Annotated in this window: 13 protein-coding genes and 2 tRNA genes; 7 read left to right on the plus strand and 8 right to left on the minus strand. The window is 38.4% G+C overall.

Annotation, left to right across the window (positions count from 1 at the left end):
- Positions 1 to 9 precede the first annotated feature (9 nt).
- From rpsT to proS, 4 genes are all read right to left on the minus strand, one after another.
- Positions 10 to 258 carry a 30S ribosomal protein S20 gene (rpsT, locus tag LGQ90_RS07630; protein ID WP_089666589.1) on the minus strand — a complete coding sequence of 83 codons (249 nt, stop codon included), beginning with the start codon at positions 256 to 258 and terminating at the stop codon, positions 10 to 12.
- 30 nt (positions 259 to 288) lie between these two features.
- Positions 289 to 360: transfer RNA gene (locus LGQ90_RS07635), tRNA-Glu, on the minus strand.
- A gap of 69 nt (positions 361 to 429) precedes the next feature.
- Positions 430 to 501: transfer RNA gene (locus LGQ90_RS07640), tRNA-Glu, on the minus strand.
- A 77-nt stretch (positions 502 to 578) separates the two neighbouring features.
- Positions 579 to 2,057, minus strand: coding sequence for a proline--tRNA ligase (proS, locus tag LGQ90_RS07645; protein WP_229339785.1), 1,479 nt, complete (start codon positions 2,055 to 2,057; stop codon positions 579 to 581).
- 104 nt (positions 2,058 to 2,161) lie between these two features.
- On the opposite strand from proS, the gene LGQ90_RS07650 reads away from it, so the two are divergent.
- Both LGQ90_RS07650 and LGQ90_RS07655 read left to right on the plus strand, forming a co-directional pair.
- Positions 2,162 to 3,223: a hypothetical protein gene (locus LGQ90_RS07650; protein WP_229339787.1), complete on the plus strand. Its 1,062-nt coding sequence runs from the start codon at positions 2,162 to 2,164 to the stop codon at positions 3,221 to 3,223.
- A 71-nt stretch (positions 3,224 to 3,294) separates the two neighbouring features.
- A complete protein-coding gene (locus LGQ90_RS07655; protein WP_229339789.1) occupies positions 3,295 to 4,800 on the plus strand; it encodes an OmpP1/FadL family transporter in 1,506 nt (501 codons plus the stop codon).
- 42 nt (positions 4,801 to 4,842) lie between these two features.
- Here LGQ90_RS07655 and LGQ90_RS07660 read toward each other — a convergent pair whose 3' ends face one another.
- Positions 4,843 to 6,675, minus strand: a complete 1,833-nt coding sequence (locus LGQ90_RS07660) for a T9SS type B sorting domain-containing protein (protein WP_229339791.1) — start codon at positions 6,673 to 6,675, stop codon at positions 4,843 to 4,845.
- Positions 6,676 to 6,828: 153 nt separating this feature from the next.
- Here LGQ90_RS07660 and folE point away from each other — a divergent pair, with 153 nt between their 5' ends.
- The 5 genes from folE to LGQ90_RS07685 are packed head-to-tail and all read left to right on the plus strand — an operon-like array spanning position 6,829 to position 10,640.
- Positions 6,829 to 7,506 carry a GTP cyclohydrolase I FolE gene (gene folE, locus LGQ90_RS07665; RefSeq protein ID WP_229339793.1) on the plus strand — a complete coding sequence of 226 codons (678 nt, stop codon included), beginning with the start codon at positions 6,829 to 6,831 and terminating at the stop codon, positions 7,504 to 7,506.
- 22 nt (positions 7,507 to 7,528) lie between these two features.
- Complete coding sequence (gene cysS / locus LGQ90_RS07670; protein WP_229339795.1) at positions 7,529 to 9,013, plus strand: cysteine--tRNA ligase; 1,485 nt, start codon at positions 7,529 to 7,531, stop codon at positions 9,011 to 9,013.
- A gap of 8 nt (positions 9,014 to 9,021) precedes the next feature.
- Positions 9,022 to 9,270 (plus strand): membrane protein insertion efficiency factor YidD, encoded by a 249-nt coding sequence (gene yidD / locus LGQ90_RS07675; RefSeq protein WP_229339797.1) that lies wholly within the window; start codon positions 9,022 to 9,024, stop codon positions 9,268 to 9,270.
- 45 nt (positions 9,271 to 9,315) lie between these two features.
- The gene (gene lgt, locus LGQ90_RS07680; RefSeq protein WP_229339799.1) at positions 9,316 to 10,140 is read left to right on the plus strand and encodes a prolipoprotein diacylglyceryl transferase; all 825 of its coding nucleotides are present in this window, start codon (positions 9,316 to 9,318) and stop codon (positions 10,138 to 10,140) included.
- Entirely contained in the window at positions 10,137 to 10,640 is a 504-nt protein-coding gene (locus LGQ90_RS07685) for a DUF192 domain-containing protein (RefSeq protein ID WP_229339801.1), read from the plus strand. Before lgt ends, LGQ90_RS07685 begins: the two co-directional genes overlap by 4 nt.
- Positions 10,641 to 10,811: 171 nt before the next feature.
- On the opposite strand, the gene secDF is transcribed toward LGQ90_RS07685, so the two are convergent.
- The 3 genes from secDF to LGQ90_RS07700 all read right to left on the minus strand — a co-directional run bounded on the left by secDF (position 10,812) and on the right by LGQ90_RS07700 (position 15,978).
- Complete coding sequence (secDF, locus tag LGQ90_RS07690) at positions 10,812 to 13,814, minus strand: protein translocase subunit SecDF (RefSeq protein WP_229339803.1); 3,003 nt, start codon at positions 13,812 to 13,814, stop codon at positions 10,812 to 10,814.
- Positions 13,815 to 13,982: 168 nt separating this feature from the next.
- A complete protein-coding gene (gene mdh / locus LGQ90_RS07695) occupies positions 13,983 to 14,909 on the minus strand; it encodes a malate dehydrogenase (RefSeq protein ID WP_229339805.1) in 927 nt (308 codons plus the stop codon).
- A gap of 94 nt (positions 14,910 to 15,003) precedes the next feature.
- Positions 15,004 to 15,978, minus strand: coding sequence for a DUF6588 family protein (locus LGQ90_RS07700; protein ID WP_229339807.1), 975 nt, complete (start codon positions 15,976 to 15,978; stop codon positions 15,004 to 15,006).
- Positions 15,979 to 15,985: the final 7 nt, after the last annotated feature.

Here is a 15,985-nt window from a genome sequence, read left to right on the forward strand (position 1 = left end):
CTGCTAAAATTAAAGTGCTGCGACGTGCTTAGTCAAATTTGACTTTAGGTTAGCAGCTTTATTATCGTGAATGATATTTTTCTTAGCTAATTTGTCTACCATAGAAATAACAGAAGGTAACATTCCCTCAGCTTCTTTCTTATCGGCATCACGCAATTTTTTGATAGCGTTTCTTGTTGTTTTATGCTGGTAGCGATTTCTTAGACGTTTAGTCTCATTGCTACGAATCCTCTTCAACGCTGACTTATGATTTGCCATTACAATTGTTATTTAAATGTTTTTTAAAAGTAGTCCGTAGGGGAATCGAACCCCTGTTACCAGGATGAAAACCTGGCGTCCTAACCCCTAGACGAACGGACCATAATCTATTTCAAAATGCAACTTTAATTGTTGCTGTAAACAAACACATTCTTTCAGTGTTTCTCTTCGTAGTCCGTAGGGGAATCGAACCCCTGTTACCAGGATGAAAACCTGGCGTCCTAACCCCTAGACGAACGGACCATTTTGTTTCAAATGCGGATGCAAAAATACAACTATTTTTCAATGCCGCAAATGTTCAACAAAAATTTTTAAATTTTTTAATAGGCCTTTGCAAACAGCACTCTTCCAACTGACGGATTACCAGTCAAAACACAGCTTCCCGCTTCTTCTTTTCTTTCAAAAGGAATACACCTTATGGTAGCTTTTGTAAGTTCCTTGATCTTATTTTCAGTTTCGGGAGTACCATCCCAATGTGCTGAAATGAATCCAGCCTTTTCTTTTAAAACCTTTTTGAACTCATCAAAGGTTTCAACTTCAGTAATATGAGAATCTCTATAGGTCTTAGCTTTATTAAATAAGCTCTGCTGAATTTCAGTCATAAGAGCTTTGACCTTTTCAACAACTTCAGCTCTGTTTACAAACTCCTTGGTTAACGTATCTCTTCTTGCAAGCTCAACCGTTCCTTTTTCAAGATCCTTAGGTCCTATTGCTAATCTTACAGGAACTCCCTGTAATTCATACTGGGCAAATTTCCATCCTGGCTTCTGATTATCATTATCATCAAATTTCACTGATACGCCAACTGCCCTAAGCTCTTTTACCAGTTCATTAGCAACTTCTGAAATTTGTTCTAATTGCTCCTCGCTCCTGTAAATAGGAACAATTACTACCTGTATTGGAGCAAGGTTTGGAGGCAACACCAACCCATTATCATCACTATGGGTCATTATAAGCGCACCCATAAGCCTGGTAGAAACACCCCAGGAGGTGGCCCATACATGCTCCAGTCCACCTTCTTTAGTTGCAAATTTTACATCAAATGCTTTGGCGAAATTTTGACCTAAGAAATGAGAAGTTCCTGCCTGTAAAGCCTTCCCATCCTGCATCATTGCTTCAATACAATAAGTTTCAAGAGCCCCTGCAAAACGTTCATTTTCAGTTTTACTTCCTTTTACCACCGGCATGGCCATAAATTCTTCCGCAAACTGGGCATATATATTATTCATCAATTCAGTTTCCTGAAGTGCTTCTTCTTTCGTCGCATGCGCCGTATGCCCTTCCTGCCAAAGAAATTCGGCTGTTCTAAGAAATAATCTGGTTCTCATTTCCCAACGTACCACATTGGCCCACTGGTTTATTTTTATAGGAAGATCTCTGTAGGATTGCACCCAGTTTTTATAGGTATTCCAGATAATAGCTTCAGAAGTTGGTCTCACCACAAGTTCTTCCTCCAGCTTTGCTTCAGGATCTACCATTAATTTTCCTGGCTTGTCGGGATCATTTTTTAATCTGTAATGTGTCACCACCGCACATTCTTTAGCGAATCCTTCGGCATTCTTCTCTTCAGCTTCAAAAAGGCTTTTCGGTACAAAAAGAGGAAAATAGGCATTTTGATGACCTGTCTCTTTAAACATTCTGTCCAGTTCGGCCTGCATTTTTTCCCAGATGGCGTAACCATAAGGTTTGATCACCATGCATCCCCGAACCGCTGAATTTTCAGCTAAATCGGCTTTTACAACCAATTCGTTATACCATTTTGAATAGTCTTCACTTCTCTTTGTTAGATTCTTTCCCATCTCTTATTATTTGGCATAAAACTTGTATCTTTTCTAGGTATAATACTAACCGTTCGGGCAAAACTAACTATTTTTAGGATGCCCAACAATAAAAAGGATCACCAATGAAACTTTATAATACACTACGAAACAAACTGGGTCTTCTGCTCGCGCCGATGGCTGTTTTTGCATTGGCTTCTTGCGGTTCTTATCAATATTCCGGTTACGAATCCGATGGAATCTATGGAGAATCCAGACCCGGAATTTGGGAACAACAGGAACCAGAAGTCACAGAAGTTAGACCAAATAATGAAAATTCATATTATAAGAATCTTTTCGCCCAACAGTCCCAAATGGTTGGCGAAGTTCTAGAAAGCGATGTTTTTACTGATGTAGACAGCTATAGTTCAAATGACGGATATGAGAATTATTCTGAAGTTGGCGGAGATGTAGCCTATGTAGGTGGAAATGCACCGTGGGGTCAGGATCCTGATACTTACACTATCAATGTATACAATAACGGATTCTATGGCGGATTTTATTCACCGTGGAGATTTGGATACGGTTATGGATTTGGCAATCCTTATTTTGGAGGATGGTATGATCCTTTTTGGGATCCCTTTTTCCCAAATTGGGGTCCTTGGGGACCTAGATGGGGCACTGGCTGGGTCTATGGAGGTGGTTTTGGCTATGGCTTCGGTTTTGGAGGTTTTCATAACCCATATTATCCATATTATAATAACTATAATTATAACTATAACAATAATCGGTATGCCTACAGTACTGGAAGAAGAAATTCCAGAGCAACCTACACCGAAGGTGAAAGAAGAAGAGATTCTTATTCCCAAAGAATTAGAGATATAAGAAGTTCAAGAGCTTCAGAGTATGGCACTTCCAGAGTTAGAAGCAGCACTGGTAATAACGATTCAAGGGTTTACACAAGGACCAGCAGAAGATCTGAACCTACAAGAAGTTATGATTATAATAGAAGCCGAAGCAGCTCTCCTTCTTATGAGCGATCTTCTAGAAGCAGCAATAATACCTATCGTTCATCTCCATCCCGAAGAAGTTCAAGTTCTTCTCGATCTAGTACTGTAAGAAGTTCTAGCAGCTCAAGTAGAAGCTCGGGAACTACCACTAGAAGCTCTGGAGGTTCATCCAGAGGAGGCCGTGGCGGAGGTCGATAATAACTTATTAATATACCAAGTGACCTTACAGGATAAAACCTGTAAGGTTTTTTTATAAAACATTTATCATCATGAAAATACTATTATCATTTATAGCATCTATTGCTATTTTTTCCTCAGTTAAGGCGCAGACGTTACAAGATGCCTATCGCTATTCTTCTTCTGAACTTTCGGGTACGGCGAGATATATTGGGATGAGTGGCGCTTTTGGAGCATTAGGAGGCGATATTTCAGCTATGGCCATAAACCCTGCATCTTCCGCAGTCTTTTTATCCAGCAGTGCTACTGCCACTTTATCGTATAGAAGTCTTGACAATAGTATCAATTACAATAATGGACAAAGTTCTGGAGAAAATAGTAATATAGATCTTGATAATATAGGTGGTGTTTTTGTATTTACCGCTAATGAGGACAGTAACTGGAAAAAGTTCTCCCTTGGACTTAATTATTCTTCCGAACAAAATTTCGAAGAAGACTATAGTGTTAGAGGAAATTCAACCAATTCTATTGACCAGTATTTTCTCAATTATGCCAATGGTGTACCTTTAGATTTACTTCAGCTACAGGGAGGTGAAAATATTTCTGATCTTTATTCTTTTCTGGGTGAAAACTATGGTTTTGGTGCTCAACAGGCATTTCTAGGGTATCAGGGATTTATAATTGAAGCTGATGCTGATAATCCTGATAACACCGGATATTTTTCACTTATTGATGAGGGTTCTTTTGATCAAAGATACGCTTATGCCGCTACCGGACTCAACGGAAAACTTACCTTCAATGCAGGAACCCAGTTTAAAGATTTTTTATACCTAGGTTTAAATTTGAACTCTCACTTTATTAATTACGAAAATTCCACCGAATTAAGCGAATTCAATAATAATGCTGAGAGCTTGACTACAGAAGTTTATTTCGGTAATTCTCTAAGTACCAATGGAGATGGTTTTTCTTTTCAGCTTGGAGGTATCGCAAAAGTAAATGACAATATTCGATTTGGTTTAACTTATGATTCTCCAACCTGGTTCAATATAAGAGAAGAAACCACGCAATACCTTGAGACTAATAGCCCGTCAGACGAATTTGTAAGTGTTGTTCCTCAAATAGTAAATATATATCCCGAATACCGCCTTCAGTTGCCTGAAAAAATAGCTGTAAGTGCAGCTTATTTATTCGAAAAACAAGGCCTGCTTAGCTTTGATTACGGCAGAAAGGACTATACGAATATTAAATTCAAACCTGAGAATGACATAGATTTCCAGGACCTGAATGCTAATATTGCGGAGAATATGAAAGCAGCCTCTACTTACAGATTGGGTGGCGAATATAGAATTGCAAATTTTAGTTTAAGAGCTGGTTATAGATTTGAGGAGAGTCCTTTCAAGAATAAAAACCGTGTAGGAGACCTTACAGGATACAGCGGGGGAGTTGGGTACTCCTTTGGAAGTATAAACCTGGACCTCGCCTATAGCAATGCACAATACGATGAAGGCTCACCTATTTACAATGTAGGCCTCACAGACCCGGTTAATATTGACAGGGACCTTTCAAAGTTTGTATTATCCCTGACATTCGGATTATAGAAGAAATGACAAATTAACTAAAGCGCCTCTCTGGCGCTTTTTTTACCTCATCAATGTGAAATTAGACATGTATTCCCGATGATCCCCCGTCTTTTCATCAACAAATTCCACTCTGAACCAGTAATCATCAGCAGGTAATGGCTGCCCGTTGTAAGTACCATCCCACCCTTTACCCTGATCAGGGTTTAGTTTACTGATTAGTTTCCCATATCTGTCAAAAACATATAACTTTTTAATAGTTATATAGCTATCGGTAATAAGGTTCCACGTATCATTATAACCATCTGAATTTGGACTAAAAAACCTTGGATATCCTACCAAAAAAAAGCTTTCGCTCGTAGTTTCCCCACAACCATTGGTCTCCCTGGATGTGATTACATGACTGCCCGGAGGCACATTTGAAAAAATATTACTTTCCTGCCAGTTGCCGTTATCCAATCGGTATTCAAATTCTGCAAACTCTTCTCCTATTATATTTTCAGGCGTGGCCTCCACCGTATATCCATCTCCAAAATCTGAACCCGAGATGGATACAGAAAGTATTTCTGCCCGGGAAACAGTGACAGGATTTGTCACAAACTCTAATTTACATCCGGATTCGGGGTGAGATATTCTCACCTTTATTTCTGAGGATGGAAATTCATTTAAAGTTAGGATTGCCGAAGTATTTATCAACTCATTTCCATCATACCATTCATATAGATATCCCGTTCCAAGGTCCTCCCCTATAGTTACCGGGTTCAAAATATTACTATCAATATCAACACAAAAGATCAGGTTTTCGGGAAGTTGATATTCTGGAAAATCAAAAGTCGTGAGTTCAAAAGCTACTGTTTCAGAAAAACATCCACTCCTCTTATCCTGAACCTGAGCATACACCGTTTTCCCCTCCACAAAAGGATAGGTTTGAGGAGAAACAATTGGCTGAAAATCTTCAATATCCTGAGTGGTTTCATAATAAAAGACTTCGTAATTAGAAGAATTTCCATTTGGCTCAATAAGATCTCCAGATCCTTCCCTTAAATCAATAGTTTCACCGCCCTCTCTGCAAACAGCAAGCTCGTCCAACTCCCCTATTAAGGGAGCGTCATAGAAAGTAACGGTTACATCGTCCTGTTCAGATTTATTTTCAATCTCATCGGTTACTATCAGCCTGTAATCACCAGATTCTGTGACGGTATAAGTTGGACCATTTTCATTTGGTATTAATTCATATTGCGATGTATTCTCATTAAAAACCAACCATTCATAGGAGGCGTCTTCATCTGTTGTTCCGTCAAGTATATATTGATCTTCCTCACATACCGAAATGCTTCCGCCAAGATCAAGATTTAATATTGAACAATCCGTAGACCCCGCTCCGGTATTTGTTTGTTCAAGACTTATATAACCAGGCACCTGTTCAAAATTTGTAATAACCACCACATAAATATCATTCGCCTGCGCATCTGGAATAGACATAAATTCCACGGCATCGGGAAGGTAACTACAATCAACAATTTTATTTTGAGTAAGAGAGAAACCGGAACAATAATCTTCTCCACGGTCAAAAGGCCCCCACACAACAAAATCTACATCCAAAGGAGCTCCGGTACCATTCTCATTTTCATACTGAGAAATACGAAAACTTAGATCGCCGGTATTTTCAATTTGCAGAAAGAACCAGGCAGGATAGGGCTGGTCATCTAGGCATCCATAATCAGGACCCAGTTCACCACTAATTTGATTACTATTTCTAAAATTTGCATTGGGAAATGTAAGCCTTTCATCTCCAGCACAAAACGGCTCAATATCAGAGCACCTCGTACCCTGGGCATTTATCGAGTTAATCGAAAACAGCCCCAGTAAGAAGAACAAGCATATCTTTAATATCATTCTCATTTCCACCAACATCATAAGTCTTACAAAATATGAAATATTGCCTAGATGCGTAGTTAAGGCTTATCTAATTTTGAATACGGCTAAAACCTTATAAATATGTATCTTTGCAAGCCAATACGGTTTTTACCGACTATTATTGCAAAAAGCATGAAAGTAGATAAAATATTGAATGAAATTGAAGAAATGGGTGATGCCCATGCAGGCAGTAGTGCAAATACTCCGTTAAGAGAGGATGCATTCAGTTTAAGTGACGAAGAAAAAATTGATCTCATTAAGAAGGATGTAAGAAGCATTCTTGACACCTTAGGTTTAGATCTAGAAGATGACAGCCTAAAAGGCACTCCCCAGAGAGTTGCCAAGATGTTTGTGAATGAAATATTTTCCGGACTTCATCCTAAAAGAAAACCGAAAGCCTCAACTTTCGAAAACAAATATAAATATGGCGAGATGCTGGTGGAAAAAAACATTACTGTTTATTCTACCTGCGAACACCATCTTCTTCCTATCGTTGGAAAAGCTCATGTTGCCTATATTTCAAACGGAACTGTTGTAGGGCTTTCTAAAATGAACAGAATAGTTGATTATTTTGCTAAAAGACCCCAGGTGCAGGAACGTATGACGATGCAAATTGTGCATGAACTTCAAAATGTTCTGGGAACTCTGGACGTAGCATGCGTTGTAGATGCCAAACACCTTTGTGTGAACAGTCGAGGGATTCGCGATATAGAAAGCAGTACCGTTACCAGCGAATTTGGAGGAGCATTTAAAAAGAAAGAAGTTAGAAGAGAATTTCTGGATTATATTAAATTAGACACATCGTTCTAATAATTCAAAATACATTTATTACATGGCGCTTTACCAGGAACAAAGCCTGAAACTTTACAATTCGATGAGTGGTGAAAAGGAAACTTTCACCCCTATTAACGAAGGAAATGTAGGCATGTACGTTTGCGGCCCTACGGTTTACAGTAATGTACATCTAGGAAACTGTCGAACATTTATTTCTTTCGATCTTGTTTTCAGATATCTAAAACATCTTGGCTATAAAGTTCGTTATGTTAGAAATATTACTGATGCGGGTCATCTTGAAAATGATGCTGACAGTGGTGAGGATAGAATTGCCAAGAAAGCCAGACTGGAACAAATTGAACCCATGGAAGTGGTTCAAAAGTACACGGTAGATTTTCATAATATTTTAAATAAGTTCAACAACTTTCCTCCAAGCATTGAGCCTACCGCAACGGGTCATATTGTAGAACAAATAGAGATCATTAAAACTATTCTGGACAATGGCTTTGCTTATGAAGCCAATGGCTCGGTGTATTTTGACGTGATCAAGTTCAATAAAGAGCATTCATATGGAAGGCTAAGCGGAAGAGCGATAGAAGATATGATCGCGAACACCCGTGAACTTTCAGCGCAAAGCGATAAAAGAAATCCACAGGATTTTGCTTTATGGAAAAAAGCTGAGCCTCAACATATAATGAGGTGGCCATCTCCATGGAGCGATGGATTCCCTGGCTGGCATCTTGAGTGTACAGTTATGAGCACCAAATACCTGGGAGAAGAATTTGATATTCATGGAGGTGGAATGGATCTAAAATTTCCTCATCATGAATGTGAGATCGCACAGGGAGAGGCTGCAACTGGAAAATCTCCGGTAAATTACTGGCTTCATGCAAACATGTTGACCCTTAACGGGAAGAAAATGGCAAAAAGCACCGGGAATTTTATTCTTCCGGAGCAAATATTCACCGGTAATAATGATGTTCTCACTAAAGCCTTTTCGCCTAATGTGGTTAGATTCTTTATCTTACAGGCTCACTATAGGAGTATTCTAGATTTCTCCAGTGATGCTCTATTAGGTAGCGAAAAAGGTTTTAATAGATTAATGGAAGCATTTCACTCAATTAATGAGCTTCCCGTTTCCGACAAATCAGATTTTAATTTATCTGAGTGGAAGCAATCCTGCTATGACGCTATGAATGACGACTTCAACAGTCCTATTCTTATTGCCAAACTATTTGATGCTGTCAAGACCATTAACGGGATCAAAGATGAATCGATTCATATAACTGAATCTAATAAGCAGGAATTGAAGACAACCATGAGTTCGTTCATGTTCGATATTCTGGGCCTTGTGGATGCTGCTTCAGAAAATGAAAATGACAGCGATAAACTTGCCGGAACTATTGAACTTCTAATAAAATTAAGAGCTGAGGCACGGAATAATAAAAATTTCGCCTTAAGTGATCAAATCAGGGATCAGTTACAAGAATTAGGAATTCAACTTAAAGACGGTAAAGAGGGTACTTCTTTTTCCATAAAATAACCTTTACTATGCTGAACCGATACTTAGGTTACATATTGACCGGTTTAGTTCAGTTATACAAGAAATTTATTTCTCCGCTAACTCCTGCTTCCTGCAGGTATGAACCCACATGCTCAACTTACATGCTTCAGGCTATTGAAATTCATGGTGCTGTAAAAGGCTTTTGGCTCGGGATAAAAAGGATCGCCAGATGCAACCCATGGGGAGGCTGCGGTTATGACCCTGTACCGGGAAAATCCCAGGACAAAACAAGCTAAAGAAATCGCAAATATGTATATTTACGGCTAATCAAATAAATTCATATGCTGTTTAATGCTATTCGCTGGAATCCGTCAGAAGGACTGGATCTGGGAATTTTCACCCTTCACTATTATAGCTTAATGTTTTTAATTGCCTTCACCCTGGGTTGGTACATTATGAAAAGCATATATACCCGTGAAGGTATTTCTATTGAAAAATTAGATTCTTTATTTATATACACAGTTCTTGCAACCCTTATTGGGGCAAGATTAGGCCATGTTATCTTTTACGACTGGGAATATTTTCAAAATCATTTATTAGAAATATTCCTTCCTGTTCGTTTTGAACCTGAATTTGAATTTACCGGATTTAGAGGTCTGGCAAGTCACGGCGCAGCTATAGGTATTATAGTGGCCATGTACCTTTACGCGAAAAGAATACTTCAAAAACCGGTGCTATGGATACTGGACAGGATTGTGATCCCAGTTGCCAGTGGAGCCATTTTTGTTAGAATAGGAAATTTTATCAATTCCGAAATTATAGGAAAACCTACGAATTCAGATTATGGAGTGATATTTGAAAAACTCGGAGAAGATTTCGCCAGGCATCCCGCACAGTTATACGAATCTGCTTGTTATTTGGCTATTTTCGTGATCTTATGGTTCATATACTGGAAAACAGAGAAACGCTTTAAAACCGGCTATATTTTCGGTTTATTCCTCGTACTCCTCTGGACCGTTAGATTCTTCGTAGAATTCGTTAAAGAGCCGCAGGTGGGTGAGCGTGCCAACTGGTTATTGAATACCGGTCAATGGCTAAGTATTCCTTTTGTAATTGCCGGACTCTATTTTATGTACCGACCTATGAAAAGAAAAACGGCAGTATGAAAAAACGAATTCTGAGCCTTGCCTCCTTATCACTCTTTATAAGCATTTCATTCAGTTCGTGCAATGACAAGGATAAAAAAGAGGAGAGCATTGAAACCGATCCTATCACTTTTACCAAAGAAGCTGAACTTTATCTCATCAAAGCCTCAGGCGATACGATCCAAAAGCTGGACATTGAGCTTGCGGAAAATGATTATGAACACCAGACTGGTCTAATGTATCGCGAAAGTATGGAAGATAACCAGGGTATGCTGTTTATATATGATACAGAACGCATAAGAAGCTTCTATATGAAGAATACTTATATTCCGCTTGATATTATTTATTATGAAGCTGACAGTTCCCTGGTGAGCATACAAAAGAACGCAACCCCTAGAGACGAAAAATCACTTCCTTCAGAAGGTCCCGCCCAGTTTATTCTGGAGATCAACGGAGGTCTGTCTGATGAATGGGGATTAGAAAAAGATGATAAAATGAGTTATATAAGAACAGAAGAATAATTATTATCAATTACTGAATCCAACCTTAAACCAGTTGACAGTTTTAAAAGTTCTATACAAACCTGTGGAATATTCTTCACAGGTTTTTTCATTTAGAAAAACAGGTATTTCGTGTATAAAAAAAGGCTTCCCAATTGGAAAGCCTTTTTAATTCTATTATTTATAAGAAGCTTATACAGTAGTAGCTTCTTCAGTCTCAGGTTTTTCTTTCTTCTGAATTGAAGACTTCTTCTTAACACTATCAACCATTATAGGGGTTGCAATGAATAAGGAAGAATAAGTACCCACAATTACACCTACAATAAGTGCAAACATAAATCCTCTGATGCTTTCTCCTCCGAAGATAAAGATCGCAAGAAGAACCACCAAGGTAGTAAGCGAGGTGTTTAATGTTCTGCTTAAAGTACTGTTAAGTGCTGCATTTACGGTCTTTTTTAGCGGCCAGCTAGTATGCTCGTTTACATATTCCCTGATTCGGTCAAAAACCACCACGGTATCATTCAGCGAGTAACCAATTACGGTAAGGATCGCGGCAATAAACGCCTGATCTATTTCCATGTTAAACGGCATCACTTTATACAGTAAAGAGAAAATACCCAATACCACAAGTACATCATGGAAAACGGCAGTTACAGCTCCTAAACTAAATTGCCATTTACGGAAACGCAATAAGATATAAAGGAATACCACGATCAATGATCCTAATACCGCCCAGAAGGAAGCATTTTTAATATCATCGGCAATCGTAGCACCAACCTTCATAGACTGCATTACACCAACTTGCTTATCATCGGCTCCGTCTATAAATTCTTCATAAGTTAAATCTGCAGGTAGGAATGAAGCAAGTGATTCATAAAGTGATCTTTGTATTTCTTCATCAACTTCAGCACCTTCTTCATCAACTTTATATTTGGTGGTGATCTTTAACTGATTGTCAGGACCAAAAGTTTTTGCTTCGGCACTTCCAAAAGTAGCTACCAGATCATTCTGAACTTCGGTTGGATTCACATCATCTGCAAATCTCACGGTATAAGTTCTACCTCCTACAAAATCTACACCTTCGTTAAGACCCTGAGTAAGCAATGATCCAATACTTATTACAATAAATAAACCTGAAATTATATAAGCAACCTTTCTCTTTTTAAGGAAGTCTATGTTCATGTTAGTAAACAGGTTCTTGGTAAGAGAGGTAGTAAAAGCTAATGATTTCCCTTTTATACCATACCCATCTATAAACAATCTCGTAATAAAGATCGCTGTAAATAGAGAAGTTGCAATACCAATTAATAAGGTAGTAGCGAAACCTTTAATAGGCCCGGTACCCAGAAGGAACAAAATAAGACCTGTAAGCCCTGTGGTAATATTCGCATCAAGAATAGAGGACAATGCATTATTGAAACCATCTTTAATAGCATCTTTTTGCATCTTACCTTTGGCAAGTTCTTCTTTAATTCTTTCAAAAATAAGTACGTTAGCATCCACAGACATACCTATGGTTAACACAATACCGGCGATACCAGGTAATGTAAGAACAGCTCCAAGACCTGCAAGAATACCAAATATAAAAAGGATGTTCACTGCAAGGGCGATATCTGCAAAAACACCTGCTTTACCATAATAAAGGATCATCCAGATTAGAACAAGGATCAAAGCAATAACGAACGACATAACACCACTGTCTATAGCTTCCTGTCCTAATGACGGACCAACAACTTCACTTTGAATAATATCTGCAGAAGCAGGAAGTTTACCTGCTCTCAATACGTTTGCTAAATCCTGTCCTTCTGTAATTGAAAAATCACCGGTGATCTCGCTTCTTCCACCTGAAATGGCTCCAGTTGAAACACCTGGTGCAGAATACACAATATTATCAAGTACAATCGCGATCTGGCTCTGTTCATTAGATGCCTTCCCGGTCATATCTTCCCAGATCTTCGCACCAGTACCATCCATTTGCATGCTTACTGCAATACGACCTAACTGATCATAAGTTTGCTGAGCATCGGTAATAACACTTCCACTCAAAGGTGGCTCCATGTTACGATTTCCTTTTAATGCATATAATGCGGCAGATTCGGTTTCTTCTTCAGCAACTCCCCATACGAATTTTGCATATCTCATTTCTGAAGGAAGCAAAGATCTAATTTGAGGATTCTGAAGATAATCCATCACTTTAGCAGTATCCTGAACTTTAAAATTTGCAAGTACCGGCCCTCCCTGGAATCCTGGAGAAACCATAAGATCGAACAGTGGATTGTTTCCAGTTTCAACTTCAGTACTATCCTCAGCATCAGCTAAAAGCTCATCGATCTCACTATCTCCTGAAGTTGCGGTCGTATCAGTTTCTTCTTCTGAAGTAGTTTCCTCTGAACGTTGCATTTCAGCTAATCTGTTATTAGCCTGAACGAGGAAATTTCCTATTTCGTTGTTCTTATAAACATGCCAGAACTCTAATTGAGCAGTACTCTGTAAAAGGTTCTTAACCCTGCTTATATCTTTAGCTCCCGGTAATTCAACAAGGATTCTTCCTGAATTTCCAAGACGCTGGATGTTTGGTTGAGTTACCCCAAACTTATCGATACGTTTTCTTAATACTTCAAAAGCTGAAGTAATAGACTCATCAATCTTTCTTCTGATAATGGGCTCCACTTCTTCATTACTCATGTTGAAGTTAACCTCATCACTTAAAGTTTTATTTGCAAAAACATCCGGAGACGCCAGTTTAGCGTCTGGTATATTATTGAAAGCTTCGAAGAAAAGATCTATATAGTTCTCCTGACTATCAGTTTGAGCTTCATCGGCCTGAGCAAGTGCTTTTCTAAAAGCAGGATCCCTGGTGTCGTTCGCCAGTCCGCTTAAGATATCTTTAACCGAAATTTGCAGAATCACGTTGATCCCACCCTTAAGGTCAAGTCCCTTATTAAGTTCCTTGTCTTTAGCATTATTGTAGGTAATTCCCGCAATCACCTCATTATTACCGATAGAATCTAAATACCTGGCTTGTGCCTGGTCACGTAGTTCTGAGTAATTTTCTACATCTTCACCAAATTCCTGTGCGGCAAATTCCTCAGCATCAGTCTCAACATCATTTGTTATATACGTAAAAGACAGCTGATAAAGACATACCAGCCCAAACAAAATTGCAAAAACTTTAATCAGTCCTTTATTCTGCATTATTCCTCAAATTATTGATTATAGGTCTATTTTAAAAACGGACAAATATAGGACTTCATAATTCAAATCCCAATATTTTTTTTTGGATAATTTTAACTTTTAATTCCAACAAAAAAGCCACAAAAACTGTGGCTTTCAAGAGTATTTTGAATAAATATTGCTAAAAAATTACACGTCGAGCAATCCGTTGGTTTTTTTCACCCCTTCAGCACTCTCCTTCATTTTGGCTTTTTCAGCATCATCCAATTGTAATTCCACAATTTTCTCCAGGCCATCTTTTCCAAGAATAGCCGGCACACCAATACAAAGATCATTTAGTCCATACTCACCCTCTAATAAGGCTGAACATGGAAACATTTTCTTTTGATCACAGGCGATTGCCTGCACCAATCCAGAAACAGCAGCTCCCGGAGCATACCATGCGCTTGTTCCTAATAATTTCGTAAGAGTTGCTCCTCCCACTTTAGTATCTTCAGAAACCTGGTTTAATCTATCTTCAGATAAAAACGCAGTTACAGGAACAGAGTTTCTTGTGGCCAGTCTTGTTAAAGGAACCATTCCGGTATCACTATGACCACCAATCACCATTCCATCAACATCTGATGGAGGGCATTCTAGCGCTTCACTTAATCTATATTTAAAACGAGCGCTGTCTAGTGCACCACCCATCCCAATAATTTTATTCTTAGGAAGTCCCGTAGTTTTATGTACCAAATAGGTCATCGTATCCATAGGATTACTAACTACAATAAGCGTAACATTTGGTGAATGCTTAATTAGATTAGCAGATACTTCTTTAACGATCCCGGCGTTAATTCCAATCAACTCTTCCCTGGTCATTCCGGGCTTACGCGGAATACCACTTGTAATTACAGCGATATCAGAATTTGCAGTTTTGGAATAATCGTTAGTACTTCCTGTTATTTTTGTATCGAAGCCATTAAGAGTTGCGGTTTGCATAAGGTCCATTGCTTTACCTTCAGCATAACCTTCTTTAATATCCAGTAATACAACTTCTGAAGCAAAATTTTTGATGGCGACATATTCGGCACAGCTGGCACCAACGGCACCCGCTCCTACTATGGTAACTTTCATGTTAAAATATTATTTAATTTCTATTAATAATGACTGCGAAATTACGAATAATGAGGCAGTAATAATAATAAGGAATGGTTAAATCATATACAGCTTAGAGTATGAAATGCAATCCAAGATTAAAATTCACAAATTTACCTGCTGTGGCCATGGTACTAATTTTGAACCTTTCAAAATATAGATTAAAACCAATATCTCCTTTAAACTGAGCTTCTTTGTCATTTAAAGTTGCAAGATTAGAATTCACTAATCCAAGTGCAATACCATCACCTCCAAATTCATATTCAAAGTCTGATTGAGCGACACCTAAAGCTCCAAAAATTTCAAAATTTTCATATTTCTTTGACGCCATCACTTCAGCCATCCACACACCAGCACTTACATCAATAAGATCAAGATTAACAAGGTTTGGTACACTTATTTGTTCAAATTCGTATTTAACATCAAAAATATCATAAGCTATAATTCCTGCTACCTGAAGATCATCTTCTTCATTAAACCTGAAATACTGACTAAAATTATGCTTAAGACCTACACCATACGTACTGAATTTAGAACCATCTACCTCTAATTCGGGAAGTGCTCGCACACCTATCTGAAACCCATATGGCAATCCAACCGAAACCTGGGCGAAAGGATAAAAAAGAGCTCCTTTATCAATTCCTTCAATAGCATTAAAACTGAAATCTTCACCCATAAACGTACCATTGAACATTACTTCTGAAGCACTTCCAAAAGCCGTTGGAATAACAGCCCCGCCGTCTCCATCATTAATGGTAAGATTCGTAAAGTCATTATCATTTACGGTAAATTCCTTTTTACTGGAAGGAACAAATAAAGCATTTGCATGAAGGGAAACATCTACTTTCCATGGCTCTAGTGCTCTAGCAGAAGTAAACCAGCTAGCTGTTGCCTGATAAGCAGCACTTTCAGATGCCGGACTGGCAAAGCCATCAGCTAAAATCAAAAAGTCGTTAATTATATCGGTTCCCTCCTGAGGAATTGCCTGGGAAAATGATTTGCCAGAAGTGAAAATAATGACTAAAAAAAGATATTTAAAATTTTTCACAGTGATT

This window comes from Christiangramia sediminis, from assembly GCF_020552705.1.
GTDB classification, from domain to species: Bacteria; Bacteroidota; Bacteroidia; order Flavobacteriales; family Flavobacteriaceae; genus Christiangramia; species Christiangramia sediminis.